Origin of the sequence: Duganella sp. Leaf61 (assembly GCF_001421905.1) — a bacterium.
GTDB classification, from domain to species: Bacteria; Pseudomonadota; Gammaproteobacteria; order Burkholderiales; family Burkholderiaceae_D; genus Rugamonas; species Rugamonas zoogloeoides.
In genome coordinates this window covers 673291-690510 of record NZ_LMLM01000001.1, presented here as the reverse complement: position 1 = coordinate 690510, position 17220 = coordinate 673291, and the positions used below count along the sequence as shown (strand labels likewise).

The 17220-nt window shown below is 63.3% G+C and carries 18 protein-coding genes; 7 read left to right on the top strand and 11 right to left on the bottom strand.

Annotated elements, in window-relative coordinates:
* Positions 1-75 precede the first annotated feature (75 nt).
* Positions 76-765: an OmpW family protein gene (locus ASF04_RS02980; protein ID WP_056137979.1), complete on the top strand. Its 690-nt coding sequence runs from the start codon at positions 76-78 to the stop codon at positions 763-765.
* 51 nt (positions 766-816) lie between these two features.
* Here the strand turns inward: ASF04_RS02980 and ASF04_RS02975 are convergent, their stop codons facing one another.
* Positions 817-2001 carry an acyl-CoA dehydrogenase gene (locus ASF04_RS02975; RefSeq protein ID WP_056137977.1) on the bottom strand — a complete coding sequence of 395 codons (1185 nt, stop codon included), beginning with the start codon at positions 1999-2001 and terminating at the stop codon, positions 817-819.
* Between the two features lie 87 nt (positions 2002-2088).
* Positions 2089-2592: a flavin reductase family protein gene (locus ASF04_RS02970; protein WP_019923811.1), complete on the bottom strand. Its 504-nt coding sequence runs from the start codon at positions 2590-2592 to the stop codon at positions 2089-2091.
* A 25-nt stretch (positions 2593-2617) separates the two neighbouring features.
* On the opposite strand from ASF04_RS02970, the gene ASF04_RS02965 reads away from it, so the two are divergent.
* Complete coding sequence (locus ASF04_RS02965) at positions 2618-2914, top strand: hypothetical protein (RefSeq protein ID WP_200931057.1); 297 nt, start codon at positions 2618-2620, stop codon at positions 2912-2914.
* Between the two features lie 90 nt (positions 2915-3004).
* Positions 3005-3526, top strand: a complete 522-nt coding sequence (gene msrA, locus ASF04_RS02960; RefSeq protein ID WP_056137975.1) for a peptide-methionine (S)-S-oxide reductase MsrA — start codon at positions 3005-3007, stop codon at positions 3524-3526.
* A gap of 45 nt (positions 3527-3571) precedes the next feature.
* On the opposite strand, the gene pdxH is transcribed toward msrA, so the two are convergent.
* Entirely contained in the window at positions 3572-4807 is a 1236-nt protein-coding gene (gene pdxH / locus ASF04_RS02955) for a pyridoxamine 5'-phosphate oxidase (RefSeq protein ID WP_056137973.1), read from the bottom strand.
* A 74-nt stretch (positions 4808-4881) separates the two neighbouring features.
* Here pdxH and tcdA point away from each other — a divergent pair, with 74 nt between their 5' ends.
* Positions 4882-5754, top strand: a complete 873-nt coding sequence (gene tcdA, locus ASF04_RS02950; protein ID WP_056137972.1) for a tRNA cyclic N6-threonylcarbamoyladenosine(37) synthase TcdA — start codon at positions 4882-4884, stop codon at positions 5752-5754.
* Between the two features lie 86 nt (positions 5755-5840).
* On the top strand, positions 5841-6368 hold the full coding sequence (locus ASF04_RS02945) for an FKBP-type peptidyl-prolyl cis-trans isomerase (protein ID WP_056137970.1): 528 nt from the start codon (positions 5841-5843) through the stop codon (positions 6366-6368).
* A 114-nt stretch (positions 6369-6482) separates the two neighbouring features.
* On the opposite strand, the gene ASF04_RS02940 is transcribed toward ASF04_RS02945, so the two are convergent.
* From ASF04_RS02940 to ASF04_RS02915, 7 genes are all read right to left on the bottom strand, one after another.
* Positions 6483-7601 (bottom strand): cation diffusion facilitator family transporter, encoded by a 1119-nt coding sequence (locus ASF04_RS02940; RefSeq protein WP_056137968.1) that lies wholly within the window; start codon positions 7599-7601, stop codon positions 6483-6485.
* Positions 7598-7924 carry a helix-turn-helix transcriptional regulator gene (locus tag ASF04_RS02935; RefSeq protein ID WP_056137966.1) on the bottom strand — a complete coding sequence of 109 codons (327 nt, stop codon included), beginning with the start codon at positions 7922-7924 and terminating at the stop codon, positions 7598-7600. The genes ASF04_RS02940 and ASF04_RS02935 overlap by 4 nt, the downstream gene beginning before the upstream one ends.
* 84 nt (positions 7925-8008) lie before the next feature.
* Positions 8009-8530: an AlpA family transcriptional regulator gene (locus tag ASF04_RS02930; RefSeq protein WP_056137964.1), complete on the bottom strand. Its 522-nt coding sequence runs from the start codon at positions 8528-8530 to the stop codon at positions 8009-8011.
* Entirely contained in the window at positions 8530-8793 is a 264-nt protein-coding gene (locus ASF04_RS28000) for a hypothetical protein (protein ID WP_082488541.1), read from the bottom strand. The genes ASF04_RS02930 and ASF04_RS28000 overlap by 1 nt, the downstream gene beginning before the upstream one ends.
* 137 nt (positions 8794-8930) lie before the next feature.
* The gene (locus ASF04_RS02925) at positions 8931-9461 is read right to left on the bottom strand and encodes a hypothetical protein (protein ID WP_082488510.1); all 531 of its coding nucleotides are present in this window, start codon (positions 9459-9461) and stop codon (positions 8931-8933) included.
* A 6-nt stretch (positions 9462-9467) separates the two neighbouring features.
* Positions 9468-10208 (bottom strand): hypothetical protein, encoded by a 741-nt coding sequence (locus tag ASF04_RS02920; protein ID WP_056137963.1) that lies wholly within the window; start codon positions 10206-10208, stop codon positions 9468-9470.
* 94 nt (positions 10209-10302) lie between these two features.
* A complete protein-coding gene (locus ASF04_RS02915) occupies positions 10303-10788 on the bottom strand; it encodes a CinA family protein (protein WP_056137961.1) in 486 nt (161 codons plus the stop codon).
* Between the two features lie 212 nt (positions 10789-11000).
* Between ASF04_RS02915 and ASF04_RS02910 the strand changes: the two genes are divergently transcribed.
* Complete coding sequence (locus tag ASF04_RS02910) at positions 11001-13637, top strand: EAL domain-containing protein (protein ID WP_056137959.1); 2637 nt, start codon at positions 11001-11003, stop codon at positions 13635-13637.
* Here the strand turns inward: ASF04_RS02910 and thiL are convergent.
* Positions 13622-14596 (bottom strand): thiamine-phosphate kinase, encoded by a 975-nt coding sequence (gene thiL, locus ASF04_RS02905; RefSeq protein ID WP_056137958.1) that lies wholly within the window; start codon positions 14594-14596, stop codon positions 13622-13624. The genes ASF04_RS02910 and thiL overlap by 16 nt on opposite strands.
* Before the next feature lie 291 nt (positions 14597-14887).
* On the opposite strand from thiL, the gene ASF04_RS02900 reads away from it, so the two are divergent.
* Positions 14888-17203, top strand: coding sequence for an NADP-dependent malic enzyme (locus tag ASF04_RS02900; RefSeq protein WP_056137957.1), 2316 nt, complete (start codon positions 14888-14890; stop codon positions 17201-17203).
* Positions 17204-17220: the final 17 nt, after the last annotated feature.

Genomic DNA, 17220 nt, shown 5'->3' with positions numbered 1-17220 from the left:
CGGTAGCCGGCGGTGGCCGCGCACAAGCGGCCGTCTGCCGGCAACGAACAACACGAACAAGAATCTGGAGACGAAATGAATAAAACCTCGCTCAAACTGCTGGTGCTGGCAGCCGCCATGTCGGTGGCCACGGCCGCCTCGGCGCAACAAACGGCCGGCACCTGGCTGGGCACCCTGGGCCTGAACAAGATCACCCCGAAGGTCGATTCGGGCGACGTGTCGGCGCCGGCACTGCCGGGCACCAAGGCCGATGTCGAGCCCGACACCAAGCCGCGCTTTGCGATTGCCTACATGCTCACCGATAACTGGTCGGCCGAGCTGGACCTGGGCGTGCCGTACAAGCACGATCTGATCGGCGCCGGTTCGATCGAAGGCACCGGCAAGCTCGGCGACTCGATGGTGCTGCCGCCGACCGCCTTCATCCAGTACCGCTTCATGCCGGCCAACGCCACCTTCCGCCCCTACGTGGGCCTGGGCCTGACTTACGCGATGTTCATCAAGGAACGGGGTTCGGGACAACTGACCGCGATCCTGAACACCGGCGGCCCTGGCGCGACGTATAAGCTCGACGACAAGGCCGGCGTGAGCGCCCAGATCGGCGCCACCTGGCGCATCGACGACAACTGGTTCCTCGACGCCACCGTGATCAAGACCAAGCTCAAAACCAAGGTCCACTTCTCCACCGGCCAGACTCAGGACGTGCGCCTGGACCCGGTCGCGGCCAGTATCAGCATTGGCTACAACTTCAAGGGGTTGAGTTTCTAAAACGAAAAAAGCCGCGCAGACTGCGCGGCTTTTTTTTGCCTGCCCGAATACTTACTGGAAGGCCTGTATCCCCGTCTGCGCCCGGCCCAGGATCAGCGCATGGATATCATGCGTGCCTTCGTAGGTGTTGACCACCTCGAGGTTGACCATGTGGCGGATGATGCCGAACTCGTCCGAGATGCCGTTACCGCCGAGCATATCGCGCGCTACGCGGGCGATGTCGAGCGACTTGCCGCACGAGTTGCGCTTCATCATCGAGGTGATTTCCACCGCCGCCGTGCCGGCGTCTTTCATGCGGCCCAGTTGCAGGCAGCCTTGCAGGCCCAGCGTGATTTCGGTCTGCATGTCGGCCAGCTTCTTTTGCACCAGCTGGTTGGCGGCCAGCGGACGACCGAATTGCTGGCGGTCGAGCACGTACTGGCGCGCCGTGTGCCAGCAGGCTTCGGCCGCGCCCAGCGCGCCCCAGGCGATGCCGTAGCGGGCCGAATTGAGGCAGGTGAACGGGCCTTTCAGGCCGCGTACGTCCGGGAAGGCGTTTTCTTCCGGGCAGAACACATTGTCCATCACGATCTCGCCGGTGACCGAGGCGCGCAGGCCGAACTTGCCGTGGATGGCCGGTGCACTCAAGCCCGCCATACCCTTGTCGAGGATGAAGCCGCGAATTGCGCCTTCGTCATCCTTGGCCCACACCACGAACACGTCGGCCACCGGCGAGTTGGTGATCCACATCTTGGCGCCCGACAGCGCATATCCGCCCGGCACTTTCTTGGCGCGGGTGATCATCGAACCGGGGTCGGAGCCGTGGTTGGGTTCGGTGAGGCCGAAGCAGCCGATCCATTCGCCGGTGGCCAGCTTGGGCAGGTATTTTTGGCGCTGCGCCTCGGTACCGAATTCATGGATCGGCACCATCACCAGCGACGATTGCACGCTCATCATCGAGCGGTAGCCGGAGTCGATGCGTTCGACTTCGCGCGCGATCAGGCCGTAGGCCACGTAATTGAGTTCGGGGCCGCCGTATTGTTCGGGAATGGTGGGGCCGAGCAGGCCCAGTTCGCCCATCTCGCGGAAGATGGACGTGTCCATCTTCTCGTGGCGGAAGGCGTCGAGGATGCGCGGGGCCAGCTTGTCGCCGCAGTAGGCGGCAGCGGCGTCGCGCACCATGCGCTCTTCGTCGGTCAACTGCTGGTCCAGCAGCAGGGGATCATCCCAGTGAAACTGGGCGCGGGCTTGGCTCATGGTGGTCTCTCATTATGGTGAATGCTGCTGCATTCTAAGCCGCCGCCCATGGCACGGCTTTTCTAATGGCGACACCAATTTCCGTTTTTACCCCAGGCTGCCGAACTGGCCGCCGTGGAAAATCAGCGGTGGGCTCGGGGAGAACTCGCACAGCTCCACTTCGCCGACGAAAATTACGTGGTCGCCCTCGGGATAGCGGCTGCGGTTGTGGCACTCGAACCAAGCCGACGCACCTTTTAAAATCGGGTGGCCGGTGCGCGACAGCTCGTATTCGGCAGTGGCCCACGGGTCGGCGCCGCGCGTGGCAAACAGCTTGGCCAGGTGGGCCTGGCTGGCGCTGAGCACGTTGATCACGTAGTGCGAGTTGCCGGTAAAGATGGGCATGCTGTTGGCGTTGTTGGACAAACTCCACAGCACCAGCGGCGGATCGAGCGAGACCGAGTTGAAGGAACTGGCGGTCAGGCCGCGAAACGTGCCGTCAGCCAGGCGCGTGGTGATCACGGTGACGCCGGTGGCGAACTGGCCCAAGGCCTGGCGGAAATGGGCGGTATCGAATGGTCGTTCTGCGGCGCGGGGGGAAATGGTGTGCATGGTCAGCCTGAGTCTTTTAGCCATTATGCCAAAGATTGCATGGCAACTGCGCAATAGCCCTACGGCAAGAGAGCTGAACGGTGACGGCTACAGCTTCAAGTCCAGCTGCCCCGACGCCAGGCTGGCCGGTTCGTTCAAGGGCGATCTGGCCAAGTCGTACACGCTCACGGCCGACACTTCTTTCGAGCTGAATGGCAAGACCGAGGTGCAGCACAACGTCCTCAACGGTACTTTTCAGGGCGCCTGCCCGGCGGACATGGCGCCCGGCGTGAAGAAAATGCGCGGTGGCATGAAGATGAAAAGCCTCTACATCAACCGCTAACTCCGGTCACAGGCGTCCCCGTTGCATCGCGCGGCGTGTTTCTGCATTCTTGGGCATTATTGCTGAATTCAAATACGGCAGGAGGCTTTCATGGAAACAGCCATACTGGGCGGCGGATGCTTCTGGTGCACCGAAGCGGTTTTTCTGGACGTCAAAGGTGTCGAGAAAGTCGTGTCCGGCTATGCCGGCGGCACGGTGCCCGATCCGACTTACGAACAGGTGTGCGCCGGTGCGACCGGCCATGCCGAAGTGGTCAAAATCGACTTCGATCCGGCCGTGATCGATTACCACGACCTGCTCGAAATCTTTTTTACGATCCACGATCCCACCACGCCGAACCGCCAGGGCAATGACGTCGGCACGCAGTACCGGTCGGTCGTGTATCACTTGTCGCCGCAGCAGGAAGCGGTGGCGCGCAAGGTGGTGGCCGAGATGGCCAATGTGTGGGATGCGCCGATCGTCACCGAGCTGGCGCCGGCGCCAGTGTTTTACCCGGCCGAGGCTTACCACCAGGATTACTTCAGCCACCACCCGCTGCAAAGCTATTGCGCTTTCGTGGTGGCGCCCAAGGTGGCGAAGCTGCGTGCGATTTACGCGCACCGGGTGAAGTAAGCAAAAGCCGGCCAAATTGGCGGGGCGCTCCTGCACGAACAGGCGCTAGGGCTGCAGGCGTTCTTTTGCCCAGCTACCGTCGGCCTGTTTCACATAGACGATGCGGTCGTGGAAGCGCGAGCGGCGGCCTTGCCAGAATTCAATGCGCACCGGGTCGAGGCGGTAGCCGCCCCAGTGCGCGGGGCGCACTGCGTGCTCGCCGCTGGCCGCTGCCACCGCGTCGTAATTGACTTCCATCTGTTCGCGGTTGGCAATCGGTGCGCTTTGTTGCGAGGCGATCGCGCTGATCTGGCTTTTCAGCGGGCGGCTGTAGAAATACCTGTCGCTTTCCTCGGCCGAGGTTTTCACCACCGTGCCTTCGATGCGCACCTGGCGCTCCAGTTCGCTCCAGAAGAACAGCAACGCCGCGTGCGGATTGGCGCCCAGTTGCTGGCCCTTCTGGCTGTCGTAGTTGGTGTACCAGGTAAAGCCGCGCGCGTCGAACTGCTTGATCAGCACGATGCGCGAGCTGGGCCGGCCCTCTGTGTCCACGGTGGCCACGCTCATTGCGTTCGGCTCGTTCACTTTCGCATGCATGGCTTCGTCGAACCATTTGCCGAATTGGGCGATCGGGTCGTCCAGCACATCGGTTTCCGTCAGGCTGGCGCGGCCGTAATCGAGGCGCAGGTCGGCCAGCACCACGCCGTCGGCCACCGTGTTGTGGACCGGTACTTGTTGCTGCTCGGGCACCTGGCTGGCGGGCAGGGCAGGGGTGATGCCGCGCCGCACCTGCATCGCGCTGCCCAGTTGCGCCATCTGCTCGGCGCTGAACAGGCGCTTGGCCATCGGTGCGATATTGGCTTCTTCCTTGGCCATGTGGGCGGTGTAGGCGTCGCAGAAGCGGCTTACGTTCTCTGGCGACAGCGCGGTGCCGGTACCAGCCGCGACCGCTTCGAGCTCGGTTTGCAGCAGCGCCCAGTCCTGGTCCATGGCGGCGTGGTCGGCCAGGATGCCGGGCACCAGTTGTTCGAGCAGGGCGAGGTCGGCGTCGCGCGCGGTGGCTTGCAGCATTGGCATCAAGTTCTGTTCTTCGTCGTCGTGGTGCAGGTGGGCGGCGTTGTTGAAATACTTGAGGACGGCCTGGGCCGCCTTTTGCGCGTCAAGGTCGGCGCCGTGCGCGGCCAGGTGGGCCGGCAGCTTGGCGAGCGTGGCCAGTTGCTTGCGGATGCGGTCGTGGCAATGCTTGAGCACGGCGATCGGCTGGTTGAAATCGGGGGCGGTGTCGAACAGTGTGTTGCTCATGGAATCAGGACTCTGGCTGGGTGAGAAAATCATTCTAGAATAATTTTTCTGGCAGTGTCCGCTAAAATGGCGGGATGGATACCAATTCAACCTTTAATCTGGACGAAGTCGACTTCGAGCGACGATTCGGCGGCATAGCGCGCCTGTATGGCGCCCCCGCGCTCGAGCGCTTTCGCGGCGCCCACGTGTGCGTGGTCGGCGTGGGCGGCGTCGGCTCGTGGATCGTCGAGGCGCTGGCGCGCAGCGCCATCGGCCAGTTGACCTTGATCGACCTCGACAACGTGGCCGAATCGAATATCAACCGCCAGATCCAGGCGCTGAGCGGCACCGTCGGCCAGGCCAAGATCCACGCGCTGGCCGAGCGCATTGCCCAGATCAACCCGTTTTGCGTGGTGCACCAGGTCGAGGATTTCGTCACGCCCGACAATCTCGACACCATGCTGGGTACCGACAAGTTCGACTACGTGGTGGACGCCATCGACAGCGTGAAGGCCAAGGCGGCCATGATCGCCCATTGCCGCCGCCACGCGATTCCGCTGGTGATCATCGGCAGCGCCGGCGGCCAGACCGATCCCACCCAGATCGCCGTGCGCGACCTGGCCCGCACCGAGCAGGAGCCGCTGCTCAAGAAGGTGCGGCGCCTGCTGCGCAGCGAGTACGGTTTTCCGCGTGGCGAGAAAACCAAGTTTCATGTCGATGCGGTGTTTTCGATGGAGCCGCTCAAGTACCCGGAACCGGCCGACGCGTGCGCAGTGGATGCCGGCGGCGGCATCACCGGCCTCAATTGCGCCGGTTTCGGCTCGGCCATGGTGGTCACCGCCACCTTTGGCATGGTGGCGGCCGGCCACGTGTTGCGCCAGTTGGCGGCGCCTGCCGCGCCAGCGGCCGTTGAGCCAGTTGCTGCGCCGTCAGCGGTGGTAGCGGCAGACGGTACCATCGGGAATTAAGCCGACACGCGGGATAGGTTTGCTATCATGGCGGGCGCCGGTACGTGCGCGTGCCGTCCCCAGTCACCCAGAGAGAGAATCAATCTATGAAGCGTAGTTCCGTTTTTGCAGCAACGCTGCTGGCGCTGGCGGCCTTCTCGGCCCAGGCGCAAACTCCTGCCGAAGCAGCTGCTGCGGCTGCACCTGCTGCACCTGCAACCCCGGCTGCTGCGGCCACGCCTGCTGCGCCAGTGGTGGTCGGTTCCGCCACGCCGGGCCCGGCTGCCGAATCGCTGATCGTCAACGACACCAAGGTGGGTACCGGCCGCGAAGCGACCAGCGGTGCGACCGTCTACATGCACTACACGGGCTGGTTGTATCGTCCGCTGGCAAAGAATATGCGTGGCCGCCAGTTCGACTCGTCGATTCCGCGCGGCGAGCCGCTGGACTTCGTGCTTGGCACCGGCCGCGTGATCAAGGGCTGGGACCAGGGCATCGTGGGCATGAAAGTGGGCGGCAAGCGCACCCTGATCATTCCGTCGGAACTGGCCTATGGCTCGCGCGCCGCACCGGGCGGCGGCATCCCACCGAACTCGGCGCTGATCTTCGACGTTGAACTGGTCGACGTAAAGTAACCAGGCATTCCCCCAGGGACGCCTGACAACCCTCCAGAGCAAGGCGCAGCGACGAAGACAGTACGCCAGTACGCGAATATTGCCAGACGCTGCAACGCCGCCATGGAGGGCTTGTCAGGCGCTCCCTGCGCTCGGCACTTGCAGGCAGCATTCTTGCGGCATGGCGCCGAGCCGCACCTGCAAGGTGCTGTGATGAATCGCATACTTGTCCTTGAGCGTCTGGCTTATGGTGTCCACCGTCACATCGCCCGGATAGCCGGCTGGTGTCACCAGCTGCGCGGTCAGCGCGTTCTCGGTCGTGCTCATGGCCCAGATGTGCAGATCGTGCACGGCGCTCACCCCGGCCTGGTCGCGCAGGAATTGCTCGATGCCGGCGCGGTCCACGTTATCGGGCACCGCCGCCAGCACCATGCGCAGCGACTGTGTGAGCAGGCCCCAGGTGCTCCAGACGATGATGGCCACGATCACCATGCTGATCACCGGGTCGATCCAGTTCCAGCCGCTGTAACGCACCGCGAGTCCGGCCAGCAATACCCCCAGTGAAATCGCCGCATCGGCCGCCAGGTGCAGGTAGGCGCCACGGATATTGATGTCGTCCTTGCTGCCCGACATGAACAACCACGCCGAGAAACCATTGATCAGGATGCCGATGCCGGCCACGATCGAGACCGTCAGGCCGGCCACCGGATCGGGCGTCACCAGCTTTTGCACTGCCTCGAAAGCGATCACGCCGCAAGCGGCCATCAGCAGCATGCCGTTGAACAGCGCCGCCAGCATCGACGTGCCGCGCAGGCCGTAGGTATAGCGCGCGCTGGGCTGGCGCCTGGCCAGAATCACCGCGCCCCACGCCAGCATCAGGCCCATCACGTCCGACAGGTTATGGCCGGCATCGGCCATCAGCGCGGTGGAATTGGCCAGGTAGCCATAGAAAAATTCCACCACCACGAAGCCGAGGTTGAGCACGATGGCAATCGCAAACGCGCGGCCCATGGTGTTGGGATCGCCGTGATGGTGGTGATGACCGCCGCCGTGATTGTGGCCGTGATCGTGTCCATGGCTGTGGCCTGCGGCTGGTTTCCCGTGGCCGTGATCGTGATCGTGCCCACCACCGTGGCCTGTGGCTGGTTTGCCCTGGCCGGCCTGATCGTGACCATGCTCGTGACTGTGATCATGCTCGTGGTCGTTGTGGTTATCGTGACTACTGTGGCCGGCGTGGTCGTGGTGCTTGCTCATGCGTCGCTCCCGTTGGAAGGTTCGGCGATATGCTCGAGCATATCGTTGAGGACGTCGCTGATATGGGCGTCGGCGGCGGAATAGAACACCTGCTTGCCCTGGCGCTCGGACTTGACGATACGCGCGGCGCGCAGCAGGCGCAAATGGTGACTGACGAGCGAGCTGCTCAAGTCAAGCGAGGCAGCGATATCGCTGACCGCAATCGGCGCCGCCACGCAGGCAAGCACGATGCGCAGCCGGGTCGGGTCGCCCAGCAGGTGGAACAGGTCGGCAAGTTGGGCGATGGCAGGATCGCAGCCGGAGTAGTCGTGTTGGCAGCTCATGATTCTTCATGTGAATAGGTGTTCATATGTTAGCACGAAAAAATGCGGTAATAACCCCGTTGCAGGTGGGGTTAGCTCCGCCGCTCATGCCACCAGTTTGCGCATTTCTTTCTCGATACCAGCTGGCAGGTGTTGTAGTTCCCTGAGCACGTTGAGTTGGCGCGTGGTTTGCGATACTTCCACGACGCCGGTATCGACCGCGTAGTCCTTCTGTTGCAGCCAGACGAGAAGATCCGCCAGGTGCCACACCCCCGAACTGCCTTCGTGTACCGGCACCGGGAAGGATGACGGGTTGGCGACCATCAGCTTGCGCAGATTTTGCCTGCTCATGCCCATCAATTCCGCAACATCGGTTAGTCCCACGAAATCGGGACCTGCTTCCACCAGCTTCGCGGTTGGTACCACACCGCGGATGTCCTCCAGTGCGCTCGTCAACGCTTGTTTGGCAGATTCCGCATCTCGGCTGAACTTGAAGCCTAGTTGACCCGGTTGTCCGATACCGATCAGCGCATCATCGCAGCCGGCAGTACCCAGCCGTTCAACCAGATCGTCGGGATTGCAGTCGGCTGCATCGAGTTGGTACCTGAGCGTGAATTCGTATTCCATCATTGTTCTCCATTGTGCTGGTTTCGGTTCGCACTACAGTTATCGACAACCCTGCGGATATCCCTGGCGTGACTCATGGTATTGCGCGGGGTGCTCCAGATACTGGTGATGCAAAAGATGCCGCAACGGCATTCGCTGTCGTTGTGGGGGCAATAGAGTTTTCCCCATGCGTGGCTGCCGCCCACTGTCACCCGCCATCCATGGTCTTCAGCATATTGAATTGCTTGCTCGACTTCTTTCTTCGGATGACTTCTGCGTGCCATGACAGCTCCGATGCTAGATAGCTGGATGGCGGTTGTCAAGTGACAACCTGACGACTGCGCTTGATTTCAAGCGCAGTCGAACCGAACATCTCGATCTGCTGGTTAGAGTCGGGAGCCGCCGGCAAGTTCGGCGGGAGTTACTTGGGAAGCTGCGCCTGCACCTCGGCCCGCAGCTTGGGCTCGAGCTGGTTGATGGCGGTTTTCAGGCGTTCGGCTTCTTGCAGGGACTGGGTTTGGGCTGCGGTCAAGCCGGGCTTGGTGAAGGCGGCCTGGCCGCCCAGCACCAGCAGCGCCGACAGTACGGCTACGCCGGCGGCGGCGGCCAGCAGGCGCCATTCGTGGCGGGTGATTCCAGTGCCCGCTGCGTGCGTGGGGACGGGCGCAGGATCGGCGGCGGCGCGGGAGGCGGAGGAGGCACTGGTTGCCAGGTCCAGCTCGTTGGAAGCGTCGTGCTCGACGCTGCGTTCCGGCGCCAGGCCGCCGGCGTCGCGGGCGCGGCGGACCAGTTCGCGGGTGGCGCTGTCGATGGCGGCGATGTGGCGCTCCACCGCGTCTTCCAGCACCGCTTCGTTCAGTGCCACCAGGGCGAATACCGGGTCGTCGATATCGATCTTGACGCCGGTTTTTTCAAATACCAGGGTGCGCAGCTTGTGCTGATCCATGGCCATGGGCGCTTACCACTCCACCTTGTCGAGTTGCTCGAACAGGTCGCGGAACACGACCTTGATGCGCTGCTTTTCCATCAGGTTGAACTTGTCGCTCTCGCGCACTTCGGCCGCCGTCAGGCGCGCCGTGTTCATTTTCTTGATGTCGGCGCCAAAGGTGTCGGCATTGCGCGCCGAGAGCACCACGCGGCCACGCACGCGCGACGAATTGTCGGCGTAGGTTTGCGATTCGGTGAACTGCTTGCCGGCCGCCGATTGCAGCAGGCCGAAATGCTCGTTTTCCCACAGCACCAGCGGCACCTTGGTGGCCTTGGCGGTGGAGACGAAGCCCATTGCCGTGTCGTGCAAGGTATCGCCGCCGCCGACGATGGTGTGGATATACACCTTGCGGCCAGATTCCTCGAGCAGCGCAAAGCAGTCGTTTTCGAGCAGGTAGCCCATCAGCGGCGAGAAAGTGTTGGCGCCGTTGTCGATCACGCAGTTGCCCTCCTGCTCGAGGATGTCGATCATCAGGGCGTCGAAGCGCTTGGGGTCGATGTTGCGGCTGTCGGTCATCACCGGCACATGCTTGACGGCCATCGCCTTGTAGCGGCTGAAGGTGGCATTCTCCTGGTCGGTGTCGTAGCAGCGCAGCGGCTGCGCGCCCTCGGCCACATCCTTGCTGGCGATCCACTGCGCAAGAATGGTGGACACCAGCGTCTTGCCGATGCCACCTTTGCCCTGGAGAATAAAATGTACCGTGTTTTGCATCTGAATCACTCCTGAATCGTCGGGAAAATCGCCGCCCCGACGAGAGTAATTGTTTTATGGCTGGAAGGCAATATTTCCTTGCCTTCGCACGGGTTTAGTTGATAAAGCGGAGCAAACCCTGCAACACGTGAATCACGCTCTGCTCGCGCACGGCCTTGCGGTCGCCGGCGAACACCAGGCGTTCGGTATGCACGCTGTCGCCATTGGCCCAGCCGAAGCACACGGTACCCACCGGCTTGCCCGGCACGGCGCCGGTGGGGCCGGCGATCCCGGTGGTGGACAGCGCAATGTGGGCGTTGCTCGCGCCCAGCGCGCCGGTGGCCATGGCGGCGGCCACTTCCTCGGAAACGCTGCCCATCTGCGCCATCAGCGCGGCGGAAACGTCGAGCATCTCGGTCTTGGACGCGTTGGAATAGGTGACGAAGCCGCAGTCGAACCAGTCGCTGGAACCGGCGATTTCAGTGATGGCCTGGGCCACGCCGCCGCCGGTACACGACTCGGCGGTGGTGAGTATCAAACCCTTTTCTTGCAATGCTTTGCCGACTTGCGCGGCCAGTGCGAGGATGGTGTCGCTGCTCATGGAACTCTCCTTTGGTGTGGCGGTCAAGGGTGGCCCCACTGTACCATGCAGTTCGCAATCGTTGCCAGCGGTGCACTACGAATTTCTCCGCGCGCCAATATTCTTTGAATTCATTAGACCCTCATGTCGAACATGCGTACACTCAGACGGACTATGCCGACCAACGCAGCCGGTCTTACAGGCCAACCAGGAGGCCAACCAGGAGGCGCCTTATGATCAGCGAGACCGACATCTTCCATGCCCGCATACTGATTGTCGACGACCAGCCGGTCAACGTGGAACTACTTGAATACCTGCTCACCTCGACCGGCTATCAAGCTGTCAGTTCCACCACCGATCCGCACCAGGTGGCGGCGCTGCATGCCGAGCATCACTACGACCTGATCATCCTCGACATGCAGATGCCGGGCCTGAACGGCTTTGAAGTGATGGAGCAATTGCGTCCTCTGGAAAAAGGCGCGTGGCTGCCGGTGCTGGTGGTCACGGCGCAGCCCGACCACAAGGTGCAGGCGCTCGAAGCCGGCGCGCGCGATTTTCTCAGCAAGCCGATCGACCCGGTGGAGGTGCTCACGCGCATCCGCAACATGCTCGAAGTGCGGCTGCTGCACCGCGAGGCGCGCGACTACAACGCCCGGCTGGAAAACACGGTGCGCGAACGGACCGCCGAACTGCAGCGCTTCCGTAGCGCCATGGACGCCACCGCCGACGCCATCTTCCTGCTCGACGCGGCCACCGCCGAACTGCTCGACGTGAACGACGGCGCCTGCCGCATGCTGGGTTACACGCGTGAAGATATCCTCGGCCAGACCGCCAGCCGGCTCGGCCTCGGCACCATGGCGTCGCTGCGCGCGCAAGCCTTGCGGCTCGAGGACTACGCCGCCGCCGTCGGCCAGCCACGTGCGCCCGAACTGGCAGAGGGAGAGCTGATGCGCCGCGACCTGGTCTCGGTGCCGGTGGAAATCTACTGGCAACTGCTCAAGCGCCCGGGCGAGGCCGCCGTGCTGCTGGGCGTGGCGCGCGACGTGAGCGAACGCCGCCAGTCGGAAGAACTGTTGCAGCACATGGCGCACTACGACAGCCTTACCGGCCTGCCCAACCGCACGCTGTTCTTCCAGACCCTGGCCGATACGCTGGCGTCGGCGGAAAAGAAAAAATGCCGGGTGGTGGTGCTGATGATCGCGCTCGACCGCTTCAAGGGCATCAACGACATGCTCGGATCGAGCGCCGGCGACGAGCTGCTGCGCCAGTTTTCAAATCGCCTGATGCAGGCGGCGCGCCTGCGCGACACCGTGGGCCGCATCGGCGGCGACGAGTTCGCGCTGATCATGACCATGCCGCGCGACCAGCAGGAAGCCGTCCATATGGCCAACGAAGTGCGCGAAACCTTGCGTACGCCGTTCGAGCTCGACGGCCACCAGGCCGTGCTCAGCGCCAGCATCGGCATTGCCATGTACCCGGACGACGCGGGCGACCCCGAAACCCTGATCAAGTACGCCGACACCGCCATGGACCGCGCCAAGCAGGCCGGCCGCGACGGCTACCGCTTTTTCACGCCCGGCATGAACGTGCAGGTGCTGGCGCGCCTGGACCTCGAACTGGCCCTGCGCCGCGCCATCGAAAACGACGAACTGCTGCTGTACTACCAGCCGAAAGTGAACCTGCACACCGGGGCGATTGCCGGCGCCGAAGCGCTGCTGCGCTGGCAGCGGCCCGGCTACGGCCTGGTGCACCCGGCCGATTTCGTCGCGGTGATGGAAGACACGGGGCTGATCGTGCAGGTCGGCGACTGGATCATCGACGCCGCCTGCCGCCAGATCGGCGCCTGGCTGCGCGGCTCGGTGGGAGCGGTACGGGTGGCGGTCAATGTCGCCAGCCGGCAGTTCTCCGAGGGCGACCTGGAGCAGGTGGTGCGCGGCGCGCTGGCGCGCCACGACGTGCCGCCCGAACTGCTGGAACTGGAACTGACAGAAACCGCGCTGATGTCCAACACCGAGCGCACCATCGACGTCCTCACGCGCTTGAAAGCCTTGGGGATCAAGGTGGCGATCGACGACTTCGGCACCGGCTACTCGTCGCTGGCGTATTTGCAGCGCTTCCCGATCGATAAGCTCAAGATCGATATCGCCTTCGTGCGCGACATCACCACCAATCCGAATGACGCAGCGATTGCCACCGCCATCATCAGCATGGCGCACAGCCTGAAGCTGCGCGTGATCGCCGAGGGCGTGGAAACGCGCGGCCAGCTCGAATACCTGCGCCGTGGCCGCTGCGACGAAATCCAGGGTTATTTCTTCAGCCGCCCGGTGGCGCCGCGCGACATGGGCGTGCTGGTGGAATCTGGCCGCTGCCTGCCGGTCGATCCGGACACGCCGCTGCAACCGGCGCAAACCCTGCTGATCGTGGACGACAACCCGGACGTGCTGTGGGCGCTGGGTCAGTTGTTCGAGCCGGATCGCTACAATGTGCTGATGGCCGGCACCGCGGAAGAAGCGTTCGAGCAGCTGGCGCTGCACGACGTGCAGGTGATCCTGTGCGACCAGCGCCTGCCCGGCATGAGCGGCACCGAGTTCCTCAGCCAGGTCAAGGACCTGTATCCACAGACGATACGCATCATCCTGTCCGGCTACCTGGGCGTGGACGCCGTGCTCGAATCGATCAACCGGGGCGCCATCTACCGCTTCTACACCAAGCCGTGGGACGACGTGCAGCTGCGCGACAACATCCGCCTGGCGTTCCACCATTACTGGCTGATGCAGGGCAGCGGCCGCAAGGTGGGCCTGCCCGAGGAAGACGAGACGGCGGTCGATGTGAAAGACGTCGCCGCTGCGGTGGTTCAGGACTTGAAGTGATCGAAGCCCGCTAACCCCAGGTCGAGCGCCGCGCCTTGCGCATCGACCAGCCGCAGGCCGGCTTGCGCATCGATGCTGCCCACGCGCGTGACCGGCGTGCCGGTGCTGCCGGCAATGGCCAGGATCGCTGCGCGGGCGCTGGCCGGCGCCGTGAAGCACAGTTCGTAATCGTCGCCGCCGGCAGCGCAGTACGCGCGCCGCAAGGCGGCATTCTGCGTGGCCAGCACCTGGCCCGGCGGCAGCGCATCGACGTCGAGCGTGGCGCCCACGCCCGAGCGTTTCAATATATGTCCGAGGTCGCCCACCAGGCCGTCCGAGATATCGATGGCCGCGTGGGCCATGCCGGACTCCGCCAGCGCCACGCCCAGCGCCACGCGCGGGATGGGGGTATGCATGCGCACTGCTGCCAGGGCATGCTCGGCATCGGTGAGCGGCGTGGCCAATTCGCCGCGATAGGCGGCCAGCGCCAGGCGGGCGTCGCCCAGGGTGCCGGAGATCCAGAGATCGTCGCCGGGCAGGGCGGCGCTGCGGCGCAGCGCGCGGCCCGGCGCCAGTTCGCCGAACACGGTGATGCAGATGGTGAGCGGGCCGCGGGTGGTGTCGCCGCCGATCAGTTCGATGTTATGGGCGTCGGCCAGCGCGAACAGGCCTTGCGAGAAACCGGCCAGCCAGTCGCGCTCGGCACTGGGCAAGGCCAGCGCCAGGGTAAAACCGACCGGGCGCGCACCCATGGCGGCCAGGTCGGACAGGTTGACGGCCAGGCTTTTATGGCCGAGGCGCAGCGCATCTTCTCCGGCAAAGAAATGGCGGCCCTCGACCAGCATGTCGGACGAGATGGCCGTCTGCATGCCGGGCGCAGGGGTGAGCAGCGCGCAATCGTCGCCGATGCCCAGGGTCGCGCGCGAGGCGTGATGAGGGCGCTGGAAATATTCTTGTATGAGGTCGAATTCGGAGAGCATCCGCCATTGTAAACGGCGCCCACTGCGCCGATCACAACGTCTTGATTGCTATTTTCAATGGAACTCGGCATTTGGATAGGCAAATCGCATAATTGCCAAAAAAGGATTATATGGAAGCATCTATGCGGCTAAAGTGCCTAAAAGCGGCAAAAATTCGGCGATTTTGTCGTTTTCATCATAAGAAATGCTGATATCCATTATCACTCTGCGTGAAAATACCTACTTCTGCTCAAAGTTGGGTCTGATAAAATCGTAAGCTTTCCGACCGCACAAACAGGAAGGCAGTAAAGCATGGATTCGTCAGCAGAGAAGAAAGAAGAAATTCGTCAACAACTCCGCCTCGCGGCGCTCGAATACCACGAGTTCCCGACTCCCGGCAAAATCAGTGTTACGCCGACCAAGCAACTGACCAACCAGCGCGACCTGGCGCTGGCCTACTCCCCGGGCGTGGCTGCGCCTTGCGAAGAAATCGTCATCGACCCGGCCGCTGCCTATAAATACACGGCGCGCGGCAACCTGGTGGCCGTGATCACCAACGGCACCGCCGTGCTGGGCCTCGGTAACATCGGTCCGCTGGCCGCCAAGCCTGTCATGGAAGGCAAGGGCGTACTGTTCAAGAAATTCGCCGGCATCGACGTCTTCGACATCGAAATCAACGAGCTCGACCCGGACAAGCTGGTGGACATCATCGCCGCGCTGGAACCGACTTTCGGCGGCGTCAACCTGGAAGACATCAAGGCGCCCGAGTGCTTCTACATCGAGCGCCAGCTGCGCGAGCGCATGAAGATCCCGGTCTTCCACGACGACCAGCACGGCACCGCCATCATCGTGGGCGCCGCCATCCTGAACGGCATCCAGCTGGTCGGCAAAGACATCAAGAACTGCAAACTGGTCGTCTCCGGCGCCGGCGCTGCCGCACTGGCCTGCCTCGACCTGATCGTCGACCTCGGCTTCCCGCTCGAGAACATCTTCGTGACCGACCTGGCCGGCGTGGTCTATAAAGGCCGCACCGAGCTGATGGACCCGGACAAGGAACGCTTCGCCCGCGAGACCGACGCCCGTACCCTGGCCGAAGTGATCCCTGGCGCCGACATTTTCCTGGGCCTGTCCGCCGGCGGCGTACTGAAACAGGACATGGTCAAGTCCATGGCGTCGAACCCGCTGATCCTGGCGCTGGCCAATCCAAACCCGGAAATCCTGCCCGACGACGTCAAGGCCGTGCGCGACGACGCCATCATCTGCACCGGCCGTTCGGACTACCCGAACCAGGTGAACAACGTGCTGTGCTTCCCGTACATCTTCCGTGGCGCGCTCGATTGCGGCGCCACCACCATCACGCGCGAAATGGAAATCGCCGTGGTGCACGCGATCGCCGAGCTGGCCCACGCCGAGCAGTCGGACATCGTCGCTACCACCTACGGCTTTACCAACCTGTCGTTCGGCCCGGAATACCTGATCCCGATGCCGTTCGATCCGCGCCTGCTGATCAAGATCGCGCCGGCCGTGGCCAAGGCGGCCGAAGACTCGGGCGTGGCAACGCGTCCGATCCAGGATCTGCAAGCGTACGCCGACAGCCTGCAGCAGTTCGTATACCGCAGCGGCACCTTCATGAAGCCGCTGTTCCAGGTGGCGAAGAAGACCGCCAAGGAACTCAAGCGCATCGTCTACGCCGAAGGCGAAGAAGAGCGCGTGCTGCGCGCGGTGCAGGTGATCGTCGATGAAAAACTGGCCAGCCCGATCCTGGTCGGTCGTCCGGCCGTGCTGGAAGCGCGCATCGCCAAGTTCGGCCTGCGCCTGAAACACGGCGTGGACTTCGACGTCATCAACCCGGACCAGGATGACCGCTACCGCGACTACTGGCAGTCGTACTACGCGCTGACCTCGCGCGCCGGTGTAACCCAGGAATACGCCAAGCTGGAAATGCGCCGCCGCCACACCCTGATCGGCGCCATGATGATCAAGAAGGGCGACGCCGACGGCATGATCTGCGGCACCTTCGGCACCACCGAGCTGCACCTGAAATACATCGACCAGGTGCTGGGCAAGCGTGATGGCGCCTGCGTGTACGCAGGCATGAATGTGTTGATCATGCCGGAGCGCCAGCTGGTGATGGTCGATACGCACGTCAACGAAAACCCGAACGCCAAGGAGCTGGCCGCGATCACGGTGATGGCTGCCGAAGAGATGCGCCGCTTCGGTCTGTCGCCGCGTGCAGCACTGCTGTCGCATTCGAACTTCGGTTCGTCCAACAGCGAATCGGCGCAAAAAATGCGCGCCACTCTGGCGCTGGTGAAGCAGCTCGATCCGACCCTGGAAATCGACGGCGAAATGCACGGCGACACCGCGCTCGACTCGAAACTGCGCCACGCCATCATGCCCGATTCGACCCTGACCGGCGACGCCAACCTGCTGGTCGCGCCGAACATCGACGCTGCCAACATCGCTTACAACCTGGTGAAAACGGCAGCCGGCAACGGTATCGCGGTCGGTCCGATCCTGCTGGGCTGCTCGCAGGCCGTGCACATCCTGACGCCGTCGGCTACCGTGCGCCGCATCGTCAACATGACCGCGCTGTGCGTGGTCGATGCGGTGGCCGGCAAGTCGTAAAGCATTCCCTGCTTTGG

Coding starts and splice junctions, on each gene's coding strand:
- ASF04_RS02975 (WP_056137977.1), bottom strand. CDS start 2,001: ATGAGCCAAGCCCGCGCCCAGTTTCACTGGGATGATCCCCTGCTGCTG.
- ASF04_RS02900 (WP_056137957.1), top strand. CDS start 14,888: ATGGATTCGTCAGCAGAGAAGAAAGAAGAAATTCGTCAACAACTCCGC.
- ASF04_RS02935 (WP_056137966.1), bottom strand. CDS start 7,924: ATGAGCTGCCAACACGACTACTCCGGCTGCGATCCTGCCATCGCCCAA.
- ASF04_RS28000 (WP_082488541.1), bottom strand. CDS start 8,793: ATGGCACGCAGAAGTCATCCGAAGAAAGAAGTCGAGCAAGCAATTCAA.
- ASF04_RS02940 (WP_056137968.1), bottom strand. CDS start 7,601: ATGAGCAAGCACCACGACCACGCCGGCCACAGTAGTCACGATAACCAC.
- pdxH (WP_056137973.1), bottom strand. CDS start 4,807: ATGAGCAACACACTGTTCGACACCGCCCCCGATTTCAACCAGCCGATC.
- thiL (WP_056137958.1), bottom strand. CDS start 14,596: ATGCTCTCCGAATTCGACCTCATACAAGAATATTTCCAGCGCCCTCAT.
- ASF04_RS02915 (WP_056137961.1), bottom strand. CDS start 10,788: ATGAGCAGCGACACCATCCTCGCACTGGCCGCGCAAGTCGGCAAAGCA.
- ASF04_RS02930 (WP_056137964.1), bottom strand. CDS start 8,530: ATGGAATACGAATTCACGCTCAGGTACCAACTCGATGCAGCCGACTGC.
- ASF04_RS02920 (WP_056137963.1), bottom strand. CDS start 10,208: ATGCAAAACACGGTACATTTTATTCTCCAGGGCAAAGGTGGCATCGGC.
- ASF04_RS02945 (WP_056137970.1), top strand. CDS start 5,841: ATGAAGCGTAGTTCCGTTTTTGCAGCAACGCTGCTGGCGCTGGCGGCC.
- msrA (WP_056137975.1), top strand. CDS start 3,005: ATGGAAACAGCCATACTGGGCGGCGGATGCTTCTGGTGCACCGAAGCG.
- ASF04_RS02980 (WP_056137979.1), top strand. CDS start 76: ATGAATAAAACCTCGCTCAAACTGCTGGTGCTGGCAGCCGCCATGTCG.
- ASF04_RS02910 (WP_056137959.1), top strand. CDS start 11,001: ATGATCAGCGAGACCGACATCTTCCATGCCCGCATACTGATTGTCGAC.
- tcdA (WP_056137972.1), top strand. CDS start 4,882: ATGGATACCAATTCAACCTTTAATCTGGACGAAGTCGACTTCGAGCGA.
- ASF04_RS02925 (WP_082488510.1), bottom strand. CDS start 9,461: ATGGCCATGGATCAGCACAAGCTGCGCACCCTGGTATTTGAAAAAACC.
- ASF04_RS02965 (WP_200931057.1), top strand. CDS start 2,618: ATGCCAAAGATTGCATGGCAACTGCGCAATAGCCCTACGGCAAGAGAG.
- ASF04_RS02970 (WP_019923811.1), bottom strand. CDS start 2,592: ATGCACACCATTTCCCCCCGCGCCGCAGAACGACCATTCGATACCGCC.